20 protein-coding genes are annotated in these 17,037 nt (G+C 43.7%); all 20 read left to right on the forward strand.

Annotation, left to right across the window (positions count from 1 at the left end; all coding sequences use genetic code 11):
* Positions 1-401: 401 nt before the first annotated feature.
* The gene (locus tag QZ998_RS05405; protein ID WP_296558681.1) at positions 402-821 is read left to right on the forward strand and encodes a type II toxin-antitoxin system HicB family antitoxin; all 420 of its coding nucleotides are present in this window, start codon (positions 402-404) and stop codon (positions 819-821) included.
* Positions 822-1,016: 195 nt separating this feature from the next.
* Complete coding sequence (locus tag QZ998_RS05410) at positions 1,017-1,448, forward strand: arsenic metallochaperone ArsD family protein (protein ID WP_296558683.1); 432 nt, start codon at positions 1,017-1,019, stop codon at positions 1,446-1,448.
* 254 nt (positions 1,449-1,702) lie between these two features.
* The gene (locus QZ998_RS05415) at positions 1,703-3,136 is read left to right on the forward strand and encodes a nicotinate phosphoribosyltransferase (protein WP_296558685.1); all 1,434 of its coding nucleotides are present in this window, start codon (positions 1,703-1,705) and stop codon (positions 3,134-3,136) included.
* Positions 3,137-3,179: 43 nt separating this feature from the next.
* Positions 3,180-4,226 carry an L-threonylcarbamoyladenylate synthase gene (locus QZ998_RS05420; protein WP_296558688.1) on the forward strand — a complete coding sequence of 349 codons (1,047 nt, stop codon included), beginning with the start codon at positions 3,180-3,182 and terminating at the stop codon, positions 4,224-4,226.
* Between the two features lie 16 nt (positions 4,227-4,242).
* Positions 4,243-4,692 (forward strand): ribose 5-phosphate isomerase B, encoded by a 450-nt coding sequence (rpiB, locus tag QZ998_RS05425; RefSeq protein ID WP_296558689.1) that lies wholly within the window; start codon positions 4,243-4,245, stop codon positions 4,690-4,692.
* Positions 4,693-4,870: 178 nt separating this feature from the next.
* The gene (locus tag QZ998_RS05430) at positions 4,871-5,212 is read left to right on the forward strand and encodes an AtpZ/AtpI family protein (RefSeq protein WP_296558691.1); all 342 of its coding nucleotides are present in this window, start codon (positions 4,871-4,873) and stop codon (positions 5,210-5,212) included.
* On the forward strand, positions 5,181-5,591 hold the full coding sequence (locus QZ998_RS05435; RefSeq protein ID WP_296558692.1) for an ATP synthase subunit I: 411 nt from the start codon (positions 5,181-5,183) through the stop codon (positions 5,589-5,591). The genes QZ998_RS05430 and QZ998_RS05435 overlap by 32 nt, the downstream gene beginning before the upstream one ends.
* A gap of 67 nt (positions 5,592-5,658) precedes the next feature.
* A complete protein-coding gene (gene atpB, locus QZ998_RS05440) occupies positions 5,659-6,321 on the forward strand; it encodes a F0F1 ATP synthase subunit A (protein ID WP_296558694.1) in 663 nt (220 codons plus the stop codon).
* Positions 6,322-6,345: 24 nt separating this feature from the next.
* A complete protein-coding gene (gene atpE / locus QZ998_RS05445; protein ID WP_296558696.1) occupies positions 6,346-6,645 on the forward strand; it encodes an ATP synthase F0 subunit C in 300 nt (99 codons plus the stop codon).
* Between the two features lie 32 nt (positions 6,646-6,677).
* The gene (gene atpE, locus QZ998_RS05450) at positions 6,678-6,926 is read left to right on the forward strand and encodes an ATP synthase F0 subunit C (protein WP_296558697.1); all 249 of its coding nucleotides are present in this window, start codon (positions 6,678-6,680) and stop codon (positions 6,924-6,926) included.
* Between the two features lie 51 nt (positions 6,927-6,977).
* Positions 6,978-7,226: an ATP synthase F0 subunit C gene (gene atpE / locus QZ998_RS05455; protein ID WP_296558699.1), complete on the forward strand. Its 249-nt coding sequence runs from the start codon at positions 6,978-6,980 to the stop codon at positions 7,224-7,226.
* A 64-nt stretch (positions 7,227-7,290) separates the two neighbouring features.
* Positions 7,291-7,797 (forward strand): F0F1 ATP synthase subunit B, encoded by a 507-nt coding sequence (locus tag QZ998_RS05460; protein ID WP_296558701.1) that lies wholly within the window; start codon positions 7,291-7,293, stop codon positions 7,795-7,797.
* Positions 7,794-8,336 carry a F0F1 ATP synthase subunit delta gene (locus QZ998_RS05465; protein ID WP_296558703.1) on the forward strand — a complete coding sequence of 181 codons (543 nt, stop codon included), beginning with the start codon at positions 7,794-7,796 and terminating at the stop codon, positions 8,334-8,336. Before QZ998_RS05460 ends, QZ998_RS05465 begins: the two co-directional genes overlap by 4 nt.
* Before the next feature lie 16 nt (positions 8,337-8,352).
* A complete protein-coding gene (gene atpA, locus QZ998_RS05470; protein WP_296558704.1) occupies positions 8,353-9,861 on the forward strand; it encodes a F0F1 ATP synthase subunit alpha in 1,509 nt (502 codons plus the stop codon).
* A 23-nt stretch (positions 9,862-9,884) separates the two neighbouring features.
* On the forward strand, positions 9,885-10,787 hold the full coding sequence (gene atpG / locus QZ998_RS05475; protein ID WP_296558705.1) for an ATP synthase F1 subunit gamma: 903 nt from the start codon (positions 9,885-9,887) through the stop codon (positions 10,785-10,787).
* A gap of 87 nt (positions 10,788-10,874) precedes the next feature.
* Complete coding sequence (gene atpD, locus QZ998_RS05480; RefSeq protein WP_296558707.1) at positions 10,875-12,275, forward strand: F0F1 ATP synthase subunit beta; 1,401 nt, start codon at positions 10,875-10,877, stop codon at positions 12,273-12,275.
* Positions 12,276-12,290: 15 nt separating this feature from the next.
* Positions 12,291-12,692, forward strand: a complete 402-nt coding sequence (gene atpC, locus QZ998_RS05485) for an ATP synthase F1 subunit epsilon (protein ID WP_296558709.1) — start codon at positions 12,291-12,293, stop codon at positions 12,690-12,692.
* Between the two features lie 202 nt (positions 12,693-12,894).
* Positions 12,895-14,226 (forward strand): UDP-glucose/GDP-mannose dehydrogenase family protein, encoded by a 1,332-nt coding sequence (locus QZ998_RS05490; RefSeq protein WP_296558711.1) that lies wholly within the window; start codon positions 12,895-12,897, stop codon positions 14,224-14,226.
* Positions 14,227-15,096, forward strand: a complete 870-nt coding sequence (gene galU / locus QZ998_RS05495) for a UTP--glucose-1-phosphate uridylyltransferase GalU (RefSeq protein ID WP_296558714.1) — start codon at positions 14,227-14,229, stop codon at positions 15,094-15,096. It abuts the gene before it with no gap.
* Positions 15,097-15,231: 135 nt separating this feature from the next.
* Positions 15,232-16,935: a phospho-sugar mutase gene (locus tag QZ998_RS05500; RefSeq protein ID WP_296558716.1), complete on the forward strand. Its 1,704-nt coding sequence runs from the start codon at positions 15,232-15,234 to the stop codon at positions 16,933-16,935.
* The last annotated feature ends 102 nt before the right edge of the window (positions 16,936-17,037 follow it).

Here is a 17,037-nt window from a genome sequence, read left to right on the forward strand (position 1 = left end):
CGCTCGGGTCTGACCCCTGCTACTAACTTATATTTGTTGGCGGCGTCATACCATTAGAATCAAATGCATATACAAGGTGCCTTAAGTATTTCTTCCGATTTGTAGAAAAAATTAAGCGAAACCTAGTTGATGTCATTGAAAAATGTGTGTTTGGTGTGTATGATATAATTGTCAGAAGGATGCTATGAAACGTAGAGACTTGATAAAGAAGCTGGAAAAATTGGTTTTGAGTTTGATCGTCATGGCGGGAAGCATGATGTTTGCCGGAGAGGTAAAGATTTAGAAGAAATTCCACGACACAATGAAATCAATGAACGTCTAGCAAAAGCAATCTTGAGGAAATGGGGCTTATAAAAGCCCTGCTTCCAATTGTACGATAAACAAACCAGGAGGATAAACAAATGAAAGCCATCTATCCCGTGATTTTCACACAAACAGATGATATTGTTTTGGTAGAGGTGCCAGATTTGGAAGTTCTGACAGAGGGAACCGATATGGCCGATGCCATTGATATGGCTCGTGATGCGATTGGATTAAAGGCGATCACGATTCAAGACGATGGTGAAGAGGTTCCAGAGCCTTCAAAATTCAATGAAATTGATCCATTAACGGGTACCTTTGCCACTGATGGGAGAGGGATTGTGTCGTTTGTTGATGTGGACTTTTTAGAATACCGCCGCCGATTTGATAATAAAACAGTTAGACGGAATGTAACTTTACCTAATTGGTTGAATCTTGAAGCAGATAAAGCAAACGTCAATGTTTCCAGAGTATTACAGGATGCACTTATGGAAAAGCTAGACGTTTCCAACCGAAGGTAGATTTTGGTGCTTGCCACCAATCTATTCGGAAAAAACTTTTTCGGCTAAGATTTTGATGTTTACCATGCCAACAATCAAAAGCAGCCGTAAAAAAGGGTAACCATCAACCGCCGCATCAAATTTAATAGTATTTTAAAGGTCAATCAATTATAATGATGACAAAAGATGAATGTCTGAGAATAATTGGAGGTAATAATGAAAAAATTAGAAATATACGAACCAGCCGGCTGTGCCAGCGGCGTTTGCGATCCGATGATCGAGGCCGATTTAAACCGCTTAGAGCGAATGATCGTCGATTTACGGGAACGCGGCGTTTCGGTGTCGCGCTATAACGTGATTGATGATATGCCAGCCTTTATGGAAAGCTTTGTGGTTAAGCAAGCCATCGCCACCAAAGGGATCGAGTGTCTACCACTAACGATTGTCGATGGCAAGATAGAATTGACGAGCGAATACCCGACTGATTTTGCCCTGGCCAGATGGGTAGGCTTACCCTGGAGTGATTTAGAAATTTATGCGGAACGGGAAAAACGCGAAAAAACAGTATTATTTGGCTTTAGCGATGATGTTAGTAACAGCGACTGCGACGACAGTGACTGTTCAGGGGATTGTGATAGCTGCGGCTGATTAGTAAAATAATTCGTGAAAAAATATGAAATGCGCAAGCATTTCTTTTTTTTGCCTTAATTTATCGCAAGAATTTATTATCGCAATTGTATAATTATTAACAAGTAGAAAATTGGCGAATGAATTTGGTTGAAACGGGGAAAAAAACGCGAAAACCGATAAACAGCATGCAAATATTTATATTGAAAAAGTTTGTATTTTACTCTAATAAAGTGGTAGAATAGTATGCAATGTGAAAAGAAGGAGAATTTAGTATGCAATTTGACCGAAAGCTTCAGCTGGCAACAGATTTATACCAATTTACCATGGGAAATGTATACGTTCAAGATGGTAAGGAGAATGAAGAAGCTGTATTCGACGTTTTTATTAGAAACAACCCATTTGAGGGCGGTTATACCGTTGTTGCCGGGTTAGAGCAGGTTATTGAATATATCAACGGGATCCGCTTTAGCAAAGAAGATACGGCATTACTGAAAAAGAATCATCCTGAATTTTCACCCGCTTTTTTAGCCTATCTGGAAAACTTCAAATTCGAAGGGGAAATTTTTGCCATTCCCGAAGGCAGCATTATTTTTCCGATGGAACCGATTATTCGCGTTAAAGCTCCGCTGATCCAGGCGCAGATTGTTGAAACCACGATTCTCAGTATTGTCAATCATCAAACCCTGATCGCCACCAAGGCATCGCGGATTATTGAAGAAGCCCGCGGCGATTTGGTCATGGAGTTTGGTTTGCGCAGGGCTCATGGAACCGAAGCCGGTTTTTATGGGGCACGGGCGGCGGTTATCGGTGGCTGTGCGGGAACCAGTGTGGTGGAAACCGAAGCAATGCTCGATCGCCCGGCCATGGGAACGATGAGCCACAGCTTTATCCTCAGCTATGATAGCGAACTGGAGGCCTTTGAAAAATATGTAAAATATAACCCCAACAATGCCACCCTTTTAGTAGATACTTACAATACCCTCGAAAAGGGTGTCCCCAACGCCATCACGGTTTTCAAAAAAGCCTTGGCCGAGGGCAGTCTTACCGGACGCTTCGGGATTCGGATCGATTCTGGAGATTTGGCCTATTTCAGTATCGAAGCCAGAAAAATGCTCGATCAGGCCGGTCTCGAAAAGGCCGGGATTGTGGCATCATCAGATCTTGATGAACATCTGATCAAGGATTTAAAGAGTCAGGGTGCAAAAATCAATTCCTGGGGGGTCGGCACCAAGCTGATTACCGCCTATGATTGTCCGGCTCTCGGTGGGGTTTATAAATTGTCGGTGATTTCCGGCAAAGCCAAGCTCAAGGTGTCGAATGATCCGGAAAAGATCACCAACCCCGGATACAAGAAAGTTTTCCGGATTTATGGGAAAAGCAATGGCATGGCGCTGGCGGATTTAATTACCCTAGAAGATGAAGTCATTAATGAAGCCGAACCGCTGACAATTTTTCATCCGGTTTATACCTGGAAAAAACGGATCATCACGGACTATTATATTCGCGAATTACTGGTGCCGATCTTTGTTGGTGGGAAATGCGTCTATCAATCGCCGAGCATCTCAGACATTTCGCAGCATTTAAAAGATGAAAAGGAAAGCTTGTGGCCAGCCTTTAAGCGGATGGTGAACCCTCACGTTTATCATGTCGATTTATCCCAAAAACTGTGGAACTTGAAACAACAACTGCTCAGCGAGGCCGAATGACAAAGTGATTGTGATAACGGATTAAGAATAGTGGAAACAAAAAATGAAAACAAAAATTATAAATATCGAAAACCTTGATGATGCGGCATTACGTGAATTAGTAGCAGCAGCGGTTTTGATCAAAGCCGGGGGAACGGTTGTTTTCCCAACTGAAACGGTTTATGGGCTAGGGGCTGACGCCCTAAACCCTGAAGCGATCAAGAAAATATTTGTGGCCAAGGGGAGGCCGGACGATAATCCGCTGATTGTTCATATTGCCGGTTTGGATGAGGTGGAGCCGTTGGTTGCCAATATTCCAGAAAAGGCACAAAAACTGATGCAGGTTTTTTGGCCAGGACCCTTGACAATTATTATGAATAAATCAGCAACAATTCCGACAGAACTAACGGGCGGACTCGATACGGTAGGCGTTCGATTTCCAGATCATCCGATTGCCCAGGCCTTTATCAAGATGGCAGGATGCCCGATTGCTGCACCGAGCGCCAATCGTTCAGGTCGTCCCAGTCCCACCCAGGGAAAGCATGTGCTACTAGATCTTGATGGCCGGGTCGATGCGATGATCCTTTCGGCGGATACTGAGTTGGGCTTGGAGTCGACGGTGATCGATCTGACAGTTGAACCGCCGGTGGTGCTAAGACCAGGCGATGTCACCCTGGCAGAACTCCGCGCGGTTTTAGGTGAGGTTGCGGTTTCAGCTCATGTGACCGACAATGTCGTGCCGGAAAAGGTCTCATCCCCCGGGATGAAATATACGCACTATTCCCCACAAGGGGAACTGGTGGTGGTTAAGGGAACGCCGGACGAGATTCGCGAGAAAATTACCAAGGCATTGTCGCACCACAAAGGAAAACCGATGACCATCGGGGTGCTGGCTAGCGATGAAACGATGGGTTTTTATCACGAAGGCCTGATTATCTCATTAGGAAGTCGCAATGATCCCAAGGAAATGTCGAAAAATCTCTTTTCCCGGCTGCGCACCTTTGATGAGCTTGGGGTAGAAAAAATCTATGCCGAAGATATTCCGCTCAATAATGAAACCTTGGCCTTAATTAATCGGCTCTATAAAGCGGCTGGTTATGCCTTTATATAATTAGGAAGGAACAAAGATGAAAATTGCAATTGGATCAGATCATGGTGGCCTGGCTTTAAAGGAAGTCATCAAACCATTTTTAATCGAACAGGGTCATGAGGTTATTGACTATGGCACCGCAACAGCAGATTCCTGCGACTACCCCATTTATGGGGAACGGGTTGGTGAAGCGGTCAGCTTTGGTGACTGTGACCGGGGGATCGCAATCTGCGGAACCGGTCTGGGGATCTCGATGGCGGTTAACAAGGTACCGGGAATCCGGGCAGCTTTGTGTACCAATGAGTTTATGGCCGAAATGTCCCGAGAGCACAACGATGCCAATGTATTGGTGTTGGGCGCGCGGGTCTTAGGTGAGGGTCTGGCGATGCGGATTGTTGCGATCTGGCTGCTAACAGAGTTTGCTGGAAACCGTCACCAACGGCGTATTGATGGGATTACCGCGATCGAAAAAAAGTATTCAAAATAGCTCCAAAAAGAGAGTTGTTGTATATACAAGTGTAAAAAATTGTGATACTATATGTAAAAGATTTCAAGAAGAAAGACAAAAATTTGCAGTTTCTTTAATTGCGCAGACAATTACAAAAGCTTGATGACAAAAAATAGCAGTTTGCAACAAAAATAATACCTGAATAGTGGAGAGATGGATGAAGAATCAAAAGGAAAAGCCTTATAAATATCTGGCGATGATTTCTCAAATTGGTATTTCGGTACTTGTCCCAGTGGGGATGATGATTTTCATTGGCAAAGTTCTTGATTTCTATTTTCAGACTGGAAATATGTTAGTAATTATTTTAGCAGTGCTGGGTGTATTGGCTGGCTTGAGAAACATGTATGTTATTCCTCTGAGGATGAGTGAAAGAGCCCAGAAGTTAGCGGCGGAGCAAAAGACTGAGGAAGAGCGAGAAGCAGAGAAAAAGCGGGCTCAGGAATACCGCGATCAGATAAAAAAGGAAGATGAAAATGATGAAAACGATACAGAATTTTAAGAAGTTATCATTAGAGTCAAGAATAATGATTTGTGGCGGGCTTGTCAGCCTGGGATTAATGATGTTCAGCTTTTTAACAAACGATCCCCTGGCCTTTGCCTTGGGCGTTGTTTTTGGCGGAATTTACAGTGTCCTCAACTTCAGACTAATGCAATTAACCTTTGACAAAGCAATGAAAATGCCATCGGCGAGGGCTCAAAAATATGTTCAGACCAGATATTTTTTGAGATACTTATTAACCGGTGTTGTTATATATGTGGCAATTATTAATCCCTGGGTAAACATCATTGGTGTCTTACTTGGGTTGGTTGCTGTAAAAATTTCAGTTTTAATCAATACAACAGTATCAAAAAAAAACGTCTTGATAAATGAGGCGTAAAAAATCCAAAAACACAATAGGCGATTTTAAGAATTTTAAAACGCCTGGACAATGAGGTGAAAAAACAATGGAAGGCCCAAAAATTTACGGGGAACTCTTCGGACTCCCGATCACACAAACACTTGTGAACACCTGGATCATCATGGTGATGATTCTGGTTGTGTGTGCTATTTTGACAAAAAATATGCAAAAGCGTCCAGGAAAAGCCCAAGTCATTGCTGAAACCATTGTCACGGTTATGGATGGTTTAGTCGGTCAAACGATGGGAAAAGATAAGATGAAGTTTGCACCATACATGCTCGCTTTAATTATGTTTCTTGCGTTTGCTAATACGTCTGGAATCTATGGTCTGAGATCTCCGACAGCCGATTTAAACTGTACAGTTGGCCTGGCTTTGATGACATTTTTTATGACCCAGTTTTTTGGTTTGAAATCAAAAGGACTGGGAGGCTTTCTCAAGGGTTTCCTTGAGCCAATGCCGTTCTTGCTTCCAATTAATCTAATTGGAGAGTTTGCCAATCCGGTTTCCCTATCTTTCCGTCTTTTCGGGAATTTACTTGGTGGTGGGATTATTATGGCATTACTGTATTCGGCATTAGCAGGACTGTATTTCTTTCCTGTTCTAGTTCCAGTTCCGTTCCATTTCTACTTTGATATCTTCTCAGGGTTATTGCAAAGCTTTATCTTTACAATGCTATCTATGGTGTTTATTTCTGGAGCTATGGATTAATGAGGGAGAAAGGGAGGAAACGGTATGATTGGTGATGCGAATATTGTAGATTTTTTATTGCAGTTTCTTGGTCAGTTTGATGGTGTTGATGTGATTAAAGCATTTTCAGCCATCGGCGCAGGTACCGCAATGATCGCCGGAGTAGGACCTGGGATTGGCCAGGGATTTGCAGCCGGTAAGGGTGCCGAAGCGGTGGGGATCCGACCCGATTCTCAAAGCGATATTATTCGAACAATGCTGCTTGGTGCAGCAGTGGCTGAAACCACCGGTATTTATGGGTTGATCGTCGCATTGATTTTACTCTTTGCGAATCCCTTTATGTAGGGAAGGAAATTATTTAGGAGGAAAGTACACAAATGGAAGGTTTAGATTTTATTAAAGCATGTTCAGCGATTGGCGCTGGTATTGCGATGATCGCTGGGGTAGGACCTGGTATTGGTCAGGGATTTGCCGCTGGTAAAGGTGCAGAAGCGGTTGGACGTCAGCCAGAAGCGCAAAGTGATATCGTGCGAACCATGCTTCTTGGTGCAGCGGTAGCTGAAACTACTGGTATTTATGGGTTGATTGTGGCATTGATCTTATTATTTGCAAACCCATTTATTTAGAAAAAAACTTAAGCTAAAAATTATCTGTAAAACGAGGAGGAACGTACACAAATGGAAGGTTTAGATTTTATTAAAGCATGCTCAGCTATTGGTGCCGGTATTGCGATGATCGCCGGGGTAGGACCTGGGATTGGTCAGGGTTATGCAGCCGGTAAAGGTGCAGAAGCGGTTGGACGTCAGCCAGAAGCACAAAGTGACATCGTCAGAACCATGCTTTTGGGTGCAGCGGTAGCTGAAACCACCGGTATCTACGGTTTGATTGTTGCACTGATTTTACTCTTTGCTAATCCCTTTATTTAAGAATGAGGTGGTTCTGTAATGAAATACTTCGATGCTTATGAATTAGAAAGGGGGCTATAACATTATGTTTGAATACGCAGGCTTAGTTGGAATTGATTTAAAACTCTTGCTAGCAACAATCGTTAACTTTATTATTTTCTTTTTAATACTGAAACATTTCTTTTATGAAAAAGTTAAGGATATTATTGCAAAAAGACAAGAGGATGTTTCTGCAGAAATAGTGGGTGCTACCGAAAAAAATGCCGCTGCAGCAAAACTGAAACAGGAATATGAAACAATGTTAGCTGATATCCGTTCCAAAGAACGTGAGATCATTCGAGATGCAAACGTCGATGCACAAGCTCAAAAACATGAAATTGTTGAAAAAGCGCATGCTGACGCAAAACTAATCATCGAAAAAGCCATGATTGAAATTGAAGTTGAAAAACGCAAAGCGATGAATGAAGTTAAATCGAACATCGTTGATCTGTCACTCTTTGCAGCTGAAAAAATTATTCACAAATCGATGGACAAAAAACAACATGAGGCTATGATTATGGACTTTATCGATAAGGTAGGGGATGCTAAATGAGTTTAGTAGCGAAAAGATATGCCCAGGCCTTATTTGACACAGCCGTTGATAACAATCTTGTTGATGGAATGTACGATGAGTTTTCTTCGGTCATTGATCTTTTCAAGTCTGAAGCCAGATTAATGAATCTGATGTTAACCCCCTCAATGAATACTTCTGAAAAGAAGGGTGTTCTTGGTCGGGTTTTTGGAGACTCATATAATCAGTACTTGAGAAATTTTTTAAACATTCTTTTGGATAAAAATCGTTTTGAATTTCTGTTAGAAATTCATGAAACATTTAAACAATTGGTGTTGCCTTACAAAAATACAGTCGAAGCCCGGGTATTAACCGTGGTGCCGCTGGATGAAGCGCTGCGAGTCGCTTTAGAAGCAAACCTGGCAAAACGCTTTGACAAAAAGGTGGTCCTTGAAAACATCATCGATACATCAATCCTTGGCGGTGCGGTGGTTTATGTAGGGGATCAGGTTATTGATGGGAGCATCAAAAATCAGTTAAATCAAATGAAAACACAAATGAACAGTTTAAGACTACATTAAAAAGAGGTGAGTAAAGTTGAATCTCCGACCAGAGGAAATAAGTCAAATTATTAAAAATGAAATAGAGCGTTATGAAGATAAGCTTGAAGTCGTCGATGTCGGTACGGTCATTCAAGTTGGAGACGGGGTTGCCCGTGTTCATGGTCTTGAAAATGCTATGGCAGGTGAGCTTTTAGCTTTTCCTAACGAGGTTTACGGAATGGTGCTCAACCTTGAAGAAGATAACGTTGGTTGTGTTCTTTTAGGTTACGATGATGATATCGTCGAGGGTGACATTGTTCGTTGTACCGGTCGTATTGTTGAAGTGCCAGTTGGCGAAGCCATGATTGGCCGTGTTGTTAATGCCCTGGGTTTCCCGATTGACGGAAAAGGCCCAATTGTTACGGATCAACGTCGTCCCGTTGAAGTTAAAGCACCGGGTGTAATTGAGCGTGAATCGGTTAATCAGCCAATTCAAACCGGTTATAAAGCGATTGACTCGATGATCCCGATTGGACGTGGCCAACGTGAGTTAATCATTGGTGACAGACAAACTGGTAAAACAGCGTTAGCGATTGATACCATCATCAACCAAAAAGGTGAAGATGTTATCTGTATCTATGTGGCTATTGGCCAGAAAGAATCAACCGTTGCCCAGATTGTTGGACAATTAGAAGAACACAATGCGATGGACTATACCATTATTCTTTCAGCCGGAGCTGCCCAGTTGGCACCACTCCAATATTTAGCACCTTACGCGGGTGTTACAATGGCTGAATATTTCATGAATGAACAACAAAAAGATGTTCTGATCATTTATGATGATTTATCAAAACATGCGGTGGCTTACCGAGCCATGTCCCTGATCCTTCGTCGTCCACCAGGACGTGAAGCCTACCCAGGCGACGTTTTCTACCTGCATTCACGACTTCTTGAACGTGCCGCTAAGCTTAAAGCAGGTGGATCGATCACCGCTTTGCCAATTATTGAAACCCAGGCAGGTGATGTTTCAGCCTACATCCCAACCAATGTAATTTCGATTACAGATGGTCAGATCTTCCTTGAAGGTGAACTTTTCCGTTCTGGTATTCGCCCAGCAGTTAACCCGGGGATCTCGGTATCTCGAGTTGGGGGATCCGCTCAGATCAAAGCCATGAAAAAGGTCGCCGGACCACTCCGTATTGAGTACGCTCAGTATCGTGAGTTGGCATCCTTTGCGCAGTTTGGTTCAGATCTTGACGAAGCCACCAAGGCGCAGTTAGCCAAAGGGGAACGGATCGTTGAAATCCTGAAACAGGATCAATATGACCCCATGAAGGTTGAAGAACAGGTGCTGATTCTTTTTGCGGCAACGAACGGCTTCCTGCTGGACATTGAAGTAAAAAATATCCGTGAATTTGAAAAAGGTCTAATGAAGTATGCTCAAAAGAATTACCCTGAAATCATGATTAAGGTTAAAGGGAAGGACGGCCTTTCAGATGAGGTTGTCGCAGCTTTTGCTGAATGTATTGAGGCTTATAAAAAAGTTTTCAGTAAATCTGTATAGATTGTCAGCGGAGGTGATTCTGAGTGGCAGAAAATATACAAGATATTAAACGTCGGATAAAAAGTGTAAACAGTACAAAGCAAATCACCCATGCCATGGAGCTGGTGGCTTCTGCAAAGCTGCGAAAAAGTCGTGAGCTGGCAGAAGGTCGTCGCCCTTATTTTGAGGCCATGATTGAAAGTATGGGACGCATTGTCGAAAAAAGTGGAAGCACCAGAAATGTTTTCATGAACCAGCGCGAAGTTAAAAAAGTGGCTTATATCGTCATTACTGGGGATAAAGGCTTGGCTGGTGGCTACAATGCCAATGTTGCTAAACTGGTTGAGGATCACATAGCGAATAAAGAAGATGTTGTTATTTATGCCGTTGGGTCTCGTGGTCGTGATCATTTTAGAAATCGCGCCTACAATATCCAGGGTGAATATCTCGGCATTTCGGAACGACCAAACTTTTTTAATGCCAGAGAAGTGACCGCGGTTGTCATGGAAGGATTTAAGAATGGCGAATATGATGAAGTTTATATTGCCTATACCAAATTTATTTCCACCCTTTCACAACATGCCCACTTAATGAAGTTGCTTCCCCTGAGTGAGGAAGATTTAAAACCGGTTAAAAAAGTCGAAGTAGTAGAAGATGAAGTGAAAAAAGAAGTAAAAAGCAATGATTTGACGGTGATGCTCTATGAGCCAGAACCAGAAGAACTGCTAAACTATCTGATTCCTAACTTCGTCAGCAGCACCGTCTATGGCTCAATGATTGAAAGTGCCGCCAGTGAACAAGGCGCTCGTCGTACCGCCATGGAATCAGCAACGACTAACGCCAATGAAATGATCGATGCGCTAACACTTAAATACAACCGCGTCCGTCAGGCGGCAATTACTCAGGAAATTTCTGAAATTGTCGGTGGCGCCGAAGCACTAAAATAATTACAAATTGCACATGGCAGGATCACAATGCCTGCCGGGACAGAAATTTATGAGTGCAAATTAATTTGCACAAGGAGGTTATAGGGAATGGCCCAAAATATAGGGAAGGTTGTTCAGGTTATTGGACCAGTTGTTGATGTTAAGTTTCAAAAAGATCAGCTGCCAAAATTGAACAACGCAGTAAATATTGAACTCAATGGTCACACCCTGGTAGTTGAGGTAGCTCAACAGCTGGGGGATGACATTGTCAGATGTATTGCCATGGACTCGACAGACGGCCTGGTACGAAATCAGGAAGCTGTCGATACGGGCGCATCGATTGCAGTGCCGGTAGGGAAAGCAACCCTCGGCAGAATGTTTAACGTTTTGGGTGAACCAATTGATGGAAAACCCTTTGATCGAACCGGGGTCACCTTACACCCGATTCATCGTCATCCACCAAGCTTTGAAGAACAACAAACCCAACCAGAAATGTTTGAAACCGGAATCAAGGTTGTTGACCTGATCTGTCCTTACGTTCGTGGTGGTAAGATTGGTCTTTTCGGTGGTGCCGGTGTTGGTAAAACCGTACTGATTCAGGAACTGATTAACAATATTGCTACCCAGCATGGTGGTTTATCGGTTTTTGCTGGTGTTGGTGAACGTACCCGTGAAGGAAATGACCTTTACTACGAAATGATGGAGTCTGGGGTTATTGATAAAACAGCCCTTTGCTTTGGTCAAATGAATGAGCCTCCAGGAGCCAGAATGCGGATTGCCCTGGCTGGTCTGACAATGGCTGAATATTTCCGTGATAACGAAGGTCAGGATGTACTTCTTTTCATCGATAATATTTTTAGGTTTACCCAAGCGGGTTCTGAGGTTTCAGCACTGCTTGGCCGGATGCCTAGTGCGGTTGGTTACCAGCCTACCCTGGCAACTGAAATGGGGGCCCTGCAGGAACGGATCACTTCCACCAGCAAGGGTTCAATTACCTCGGTTCAGGCCGTTTATGTACCTGCCGATGACTTAACTGACCCTGCTCCGGCGACTACCTTTGCCCATCTTGATGCCACCACGGTTCTTAACCGGGCAATCACAGAAAAAGGTATCTATCCGGCGGTAGACCCACTGGATTCAACTTCGCGTATTCTTGATCCCAAAATTGTCGGTCAAGAGCACTATGAAACAGCTCGTGAAGTACAGGAAATTTTACAGCGCTATAAGGAATTACAGGATATTATCGCAATTTTAGGGATGGACGAATTGTCTGATGCCGATAAAATTACGGTATCCCGCGCCCGTAAAATTGAACGTTTCCTTTCCCAACCATTTTTCGTTGCGGAACAATTTACCGGTACCGGTGGGGTTTATGTAACGATTGGCGAAACGATCAAGGGCTTCAAAGAAATCCTTGAAGGAAAACATGATGATTTACCAGAAAATGCATTCTTATTGGTGGGAACCATTGAAGATGCAGTTGCAAAAGCAAAAAAATTAAAAGGTTAGTTGAGGTGAGTTTTAATGGCTGAAACGTTCAGATTAAAAATCATTGCTCCAACCGGTATCTTTTTCGACGAGGATGTCGAGCGTATCGTTATCCGCGGAACAGAAGGTGAGTTTGCTGTACTTGCAGAGCATACACCACTGACCACTACATTAGCCATTGGTACCTTTAATATTATTTTTGAGGATAAGAAGAAAAAGTCCGGCACCCTTTTAGGGGGTGTTGCGACGATTAATCCCAGAGAGACGATTATTTTAACCGATGCGGCTGAATGGCCGGAAGAAATTGATCTTAAACGGGCAGAAGAAGCAAAAGAACGGGCACTTAAGCGTATTCAGGATGAAAAATACGATACCGCCCGGGCTCAGGCAGCCCTCGAAAGAGCAATTGCTCGAATTAATTCAAAAGAAAATAATTAACTAAAAAAGAAAACCGAGATTCCTAAGAGAATCCCGGTTTTCTTTTTTTATTAAGGCAAGTGTTTTAAAGACCCTTCTTCTGTGCTATAATTTAGGTTGAAAGACAAGGTATTGTGTGTCACTCGATGAATGAAAAATTCAGTTTAAATAGTAATAAGAAGGTCAATGGAAGAACGTGGCCATTGTAAACGGAGGATAAGGAATGAATATTTGTATTATCGGACTAGGGATCTTAGGGATTACCTATGGTTCCATTTTGTCAGATTCGGATGTTACAGTCATCTGTGTTGACACAGATGACGAAACAGTCGATATGCTCAATGAGGGCGAACTGCCTATCTATGAGCCGGGATTAAAGGCGTTAGTTTCGACTTCGGTATCAACCGGCCGGTTGTGTTTTAGTTCAAATATTCTAAAAGCCATTAAAGACAGTGAAATTATTTTTATTACCTGTGAAGTACCGACTAATGATCATGATTTCCCCGACCTCCGCTTTATGAAACCGATTGCCCAAAGCATTGGGAATCATATTGAAAAAAATGTAACGGTGGTAATTAAATCAACCGTTCCCCCGGGAACCTGCCAGATTATTAAGCAAACGATCCAAAAAACCTTGAATGAACGTCAAGTGGAGATTCCCTTTGAGGTGATCAGCAATCCTGATTTTGCTCGCAAAGGTTCGATGATCAAGGATTGTCTGGTACCCGATATGGTTGTCATTGGATCAGATTCACCGGCGGCGGTGGAGCGTTTAAAAAGCCTCTATGACAGCCTTCATGTCAGAGAAGAGAATTATGTGATTACCGATCCCCAAAGTGCCGAAATGATTAAATATGGCGTCAATGCCTTTCTGGCGACAAAGCTCTCATTCGTCAACGAACTGGCGCTGCTTTGTGAAAATGCCAATGCCAATATTATTGATGTTACCAATGGCATGAGCCGTGATGAGCGGATTGGCAAAGGGTTTATGGAAGCTGGCCCAGGCTACGGCGGCAGTGATCTGCCCAAGGATTCCAAGGCGCTGGTCGAGATTGCCAAAGCCTATGGCGAGGATTTTAAGGTGCTCACCGGTGCGATCCGGGCCAATGACAAACAGAAGCTCAAGATGGTCGAAAAAATCAAACGGATCATGGGTAACCTGGAAGGAAAAACGATTGGCGTTTTAGGTCTGTCTTATAAGCCGGAAACGACTGATATGCGGGAAGCGCCATCGATTATCATTGTCAAGGGGTTGGTTGCTGCTGGGGCTAGAATCCAGATTTACTGCCCCGAAGGAAACCAGGAAGCCAAGTGGCGATTCCATAAGGAGAAGGACGAAATCAGCTACTGCCACGACGCCTATGAAGCGGCACAGGATGCCGATGCCCTGGTGCTGATCACCGGTTGGCGAGAATTTAAGGGGATTGATCAGGAGCGGCTGCTGACTGCCATGAAGGATCGCTTTTTCTTTGATTTTAGAAATCTGTTTCATGACGAACCGCCAAAAGGCTTTATTTATTCAGGACTGGGAATTCCAGAAAAGGAGATAAATTAGATGAAAAAGGTACGCAAAGCAGTTATTCCAGCAGCCGGATTAGGCACCCGCTTTTTACCAATCACCAAGTCAATACCCAAAGAGATGCTGCCGATTGTCGATAAACCGACGATTCAATATATTATTGAAGAGATTGTGGCATCGGGGATCGAAGAAATACTGATTATAAATGGCCGAAATAAAGAAAGTATCATCAACCACTTTGATAAGGTGCCGGAGTTAGAAGCGGTCTTAAAAGCGGCCGGAAAAACCGCAGCCTTAGAAGAGGTAGAAGCGATCACCAATATGGCAAAAATATTTGCAGTCCGTCAAAAAGAAGCCAAAGGGTTGGGACATGCAGTCCTCTGTGCGAGGGAGTTTGTCGGCGATGAACCCTTTGCAGTAGTGCTGGGGGATGATATTGTCTATAACGATGAAACCCCGGCCCTTAAACAAATGGTCGAGGTTTATAATAGCTACGGCGCATCGGTAATCGGGGTACAGCAGGTTCCTGAGGATCAGGTCAATAAGTATGGGATCGTTTCCGGAAATGCCGTTGGCGACCGGGTCTATCAGGTCAATGATCTGGTTGAAAAGCCGGCAATTGGTGAGGCACCGTCGACGATGGCGATACTCGGGCGATATATCATCACCCCGGCGATATTTGATGTGCTTGAGCATACTGGCAAAGGTGCCGGCGGGGAAATTCAACTCACTGACGGACTAAAAACACTGGCGTCGATCGAAAAGATGTATGCCTATGATTTTATCGGTAAGCGCTATGATGTCGGCGATAAACTGGGTTTTCTTGAGGCCACGGTGGAATATGGTTTGCGGGATAACAAACTGGGAACAGCCTTCAAGCTGTATTTGGAAAGCCTGTTAAAATAATCGCGATAAAAAGTTGCGATAGCATCGGATCCAAACAGCCTTCCCCTCAGTTAAGCGGATAAGCGGCAAAACTTTGTTCCTGCTTCGATAAGATTGACATTTTAGAATTATTTTGATCAAAGGAAAGGAAACATCATGGACTATAAAAAAAGATATAAAAACTGGTTAGCACAACCGGATCTGGACCCAGAACTTCGTCAGGATCTGGAAGCGATAACGGATGAAAAAGAAATAGAGGATCGTTTTTACACCGACCTCGAATTTGGCACCGGAGGGATGCGCGGTAAAATGGGTGCTGGCAGCAACCGGATGAATGTCTATACGGTCGCTAAGGTCACCTATGGCCTAGGTAAATACCTTTTACGGGCAGATATGGCGAATTGGGAAAAGGGGGTGGTGATTGCCTATGACTCCCGCCACAACTCCCGCAAATTTGCTGAAACAGCAGCTGGGGTGCTCGGCAAAATGGGCGTTGCGGCTTATCTTTTTAAAGAACTGCGACCAACACCGGAACTGTCTTTTGCAGTCCGGAATTTAAAAGCGGCTGGTGGCATTGTCATTACCGCATCCCATAACCCCAAAGAATACAACGGCTATAAAGTCTATGGGCCAGATGGTGGCCAGATGGTAACCGCTTCGGCCGATGCCTTGATCAAAGAAATTGAGAACATTACTGATATTTTTGATATCCCGACGATGACATTGGCTGAAGGCCTCAATCAGAGGATTATTACGATGGTCGGAGAGAAGATGGATAATGCCTTTACCGATGCCGTTACCGCCATCTGTTATCCCAATCCCGACAGTCAACTAAAGGTAGTATACACCCCGCTTCATGGTTCTGGCAACACCCCGGTTCGGCGAGCATTGGCTGAACTCGGTTATCAGCATGTGTTTGTTGTCCCCGAGCAGGAGTTGCCAGATGGCGACTTTACCACTGCGCCCTATCCAAACCCTGAGGATCCGGCAGTATTTGTGCTGGCAATGGCACTGGCTGAAGAAAAAAAAGCTGATATCATTATTGGAACTGATCCTGATGGTGACCGGGTTGGTGTGGTTGGCCGCAATCAAAAAGGTGAATTTGAAGTATTTTCTGGCAATCAAACCGGGGCGCTACTGGTTGATTACTACCTGAAAACGCGAAAAAACCTGCCGCAGAATAAGGTCGTTATTAAAACAATTGTTACCAGTGAACTGGGCGGAATTGTCGCAAAATCTCATGGGGCAGCGGTACTGGATGTGCTGACCGGTTTTAAATACATCGGCGAGTGCATGACAGAATTTGAGAAAACCGGCGATTACAGCTTTGCCTTTGGTTACGAAGAAAGTTACGGCTATCTGGCCGGCGACTATGCCCGCGATAAGGACGCCGTAGTGGCCTCAGCACTGATTTGTGAGATGACCGATTATTATAAAAAACAGGGCAAGACCCTTTATCAAGCCCTGATTGATTTATATGAAAAGCATGGTTATTTTATTGAAGATGTGGTTGCCCTGACTCTTGAAGGGATTGAGGGAAAAACAAAAATCACCGAAATTATGGAAAAATTCCGAAACGTCAGCTTCCCAGGTTTTGCCGAGGCCAAGCTGGTTTCCTTTAACGATTATCAAGCGGGTGTCAGCAATGACATCGTTTCAGGAACAAAAGTCGAAATCGATCTGCCGTGCTCGAATGTCCTGAAATTTGTTTTTGATGACTACTCCTGGTTTGCCTTACGTCCCTCAGGGACAGAACCCAAGCTTAAGATCTATTTCTCGGTAACCGGAAAAACCCGGGAAGAGGCAATGGCGAAAAAAGAATTGCTGAAAAAACAGGTAACCGGTTTAATTGAAGTTTAAAAAACGATTGGATTGTGGTTGATAAAAATAGTGGTTAATATTAACATCGGTTGATATAAATAAAAGGCATCACTCCCGGTACCGGGAATGATGCCTTTTGGT

The sequence above is a fragment of the uncultured Acetobacterium sp. genome (genome assembly GCF_927416815.1).
Classification (GTDB): domain Bacteria; phylum Bacillota; class Clostridia; order Eubacteriales; family Eubacteriaceae; genus Acetobacterium.

Excerpts from the sequence above, each read along its gene's own strand:
- QZ998_RS05405 (WP_296558681.1), top strand. The coding sequence starts at position 402 with ATGAAAGCCATCTATCCCGTGATTTTCACACAAACAGATGATATTGTT.
- QZ998_RS05410 (WP_296558683.1), top strand. The coding sequence starts at position 1,017 with ATGAAAAAATTAGAAATATACGAACCAGCCGGCTGTGCCAGCGGCGTT.
- QZ998_RS05415 (WP_296558685.1), top strand. The coding sequence starts at position 1,703 with ATGCAATTTGACCGAAAGCTTCAGCTGGCAACAGATTTATACCAATTT.
- QZ998_RS05420 (WP_296558688.1), top strand. The coding sequence starts at position 3,180 with ATGAAAACAAAAATTATAAATATCGAAAACCTTGATGATGCGGCATTA.
- rpiB (WP_296558689.1), top strand. The coding sequence starts at position 4,243 with ATGAAAATTGCAATTGGATCAGATCATGGTGGCCTGGCTTTAAAGGAA.
- QZ998_RS05430 (WP_296558691.1), top strand. The coding sequence starts at position 4,871 with ATGAAGAATCAAAAGGAAAAGCCTTATAAATATCTGGCGATGATTTCT.
- QZ998_RS05435 (WP_296558692.1), top strand. The coding sequence starts at position 5,181 with ATGAAAATGATGAAAACGATACAGAATTTTAAGAAGTTATCATTAGAG.
- atpB (WP_296558694.1), top strand. The coding sequence starts at position 5,659 with ATGGAAGGCCCAAAAATTTACGGGGAACTCTTCGGACTCCCGATCACA.
- atpE (WP_296558696.1), top strand. The coding sequence starts at position 6,346 with ATGATTGGTGATGCGAATATTGTAGATTTTTTATTGCAGTTTCTTGGT.
- atpE (WP_296558697.1), top strand. The coding sequence starts at position 6,678 with ATGGAAGGTTTAGATTTTATTAAAGCATGTTCAGCGATTGGCGCTGGT.
- atpE (WP_296558699.1), top strand. The coding sequence starts at position 6,978 with ATGGAAGGTTTAGATTTTATTAAAGCATGCTCAGCTATTGGTGCCGGT.
- QZ998_RS05460 (WP_296558701.1), top strand. The coding sequence starts at position 7,291 with ATGTTTGAATACGCAGGCTTAGTTGGAATTGATTTAAAACTCTTGCTA.
- QZ998_RS05465 (WP_296558703.1), top strand. The coding sequence starts at position 7,794 with ATGAGTTTAGTAGCGAAAAGATATGCCCAGGCCTTATTTGACACAGCC.
- atpD (WP_296558707.1), top strand. The coding sequence starts at position 10,875 with ATGGCCCAAAATATAGGGAAGGTTGTTCAGGTTATTGGACCAGTTGTT.
- atpC (WP_296558709.1), top strand. The coding sequence starts at position 12,291 with ATGGCTGAAACGTTCAGATTAAAAATCATTGCTCCAACCGGTATCTTT.
- QZ998_RS05490 (WP_296558711.1), top strand. The coding sequence starts at position 12,895 with ATGAATATTTGTATTATCGGACTAGGGATCTTAGGGATTACCTATGGT.
- galU (WP_296558714.1), top strand. The coding sequence starts at position 14,227 with ATGAAAAAGGTACGCAAAGCAGTTATTCCAGCAGCCGGATTAGGCACC.
- QZ998_RS05500 (WP_296558716.1), top strand. The coding sequence starts at position 15,232 with ATGGACTATAAAAAAAGATATAAAAACTGGTTAGCACAACCGGATCTG.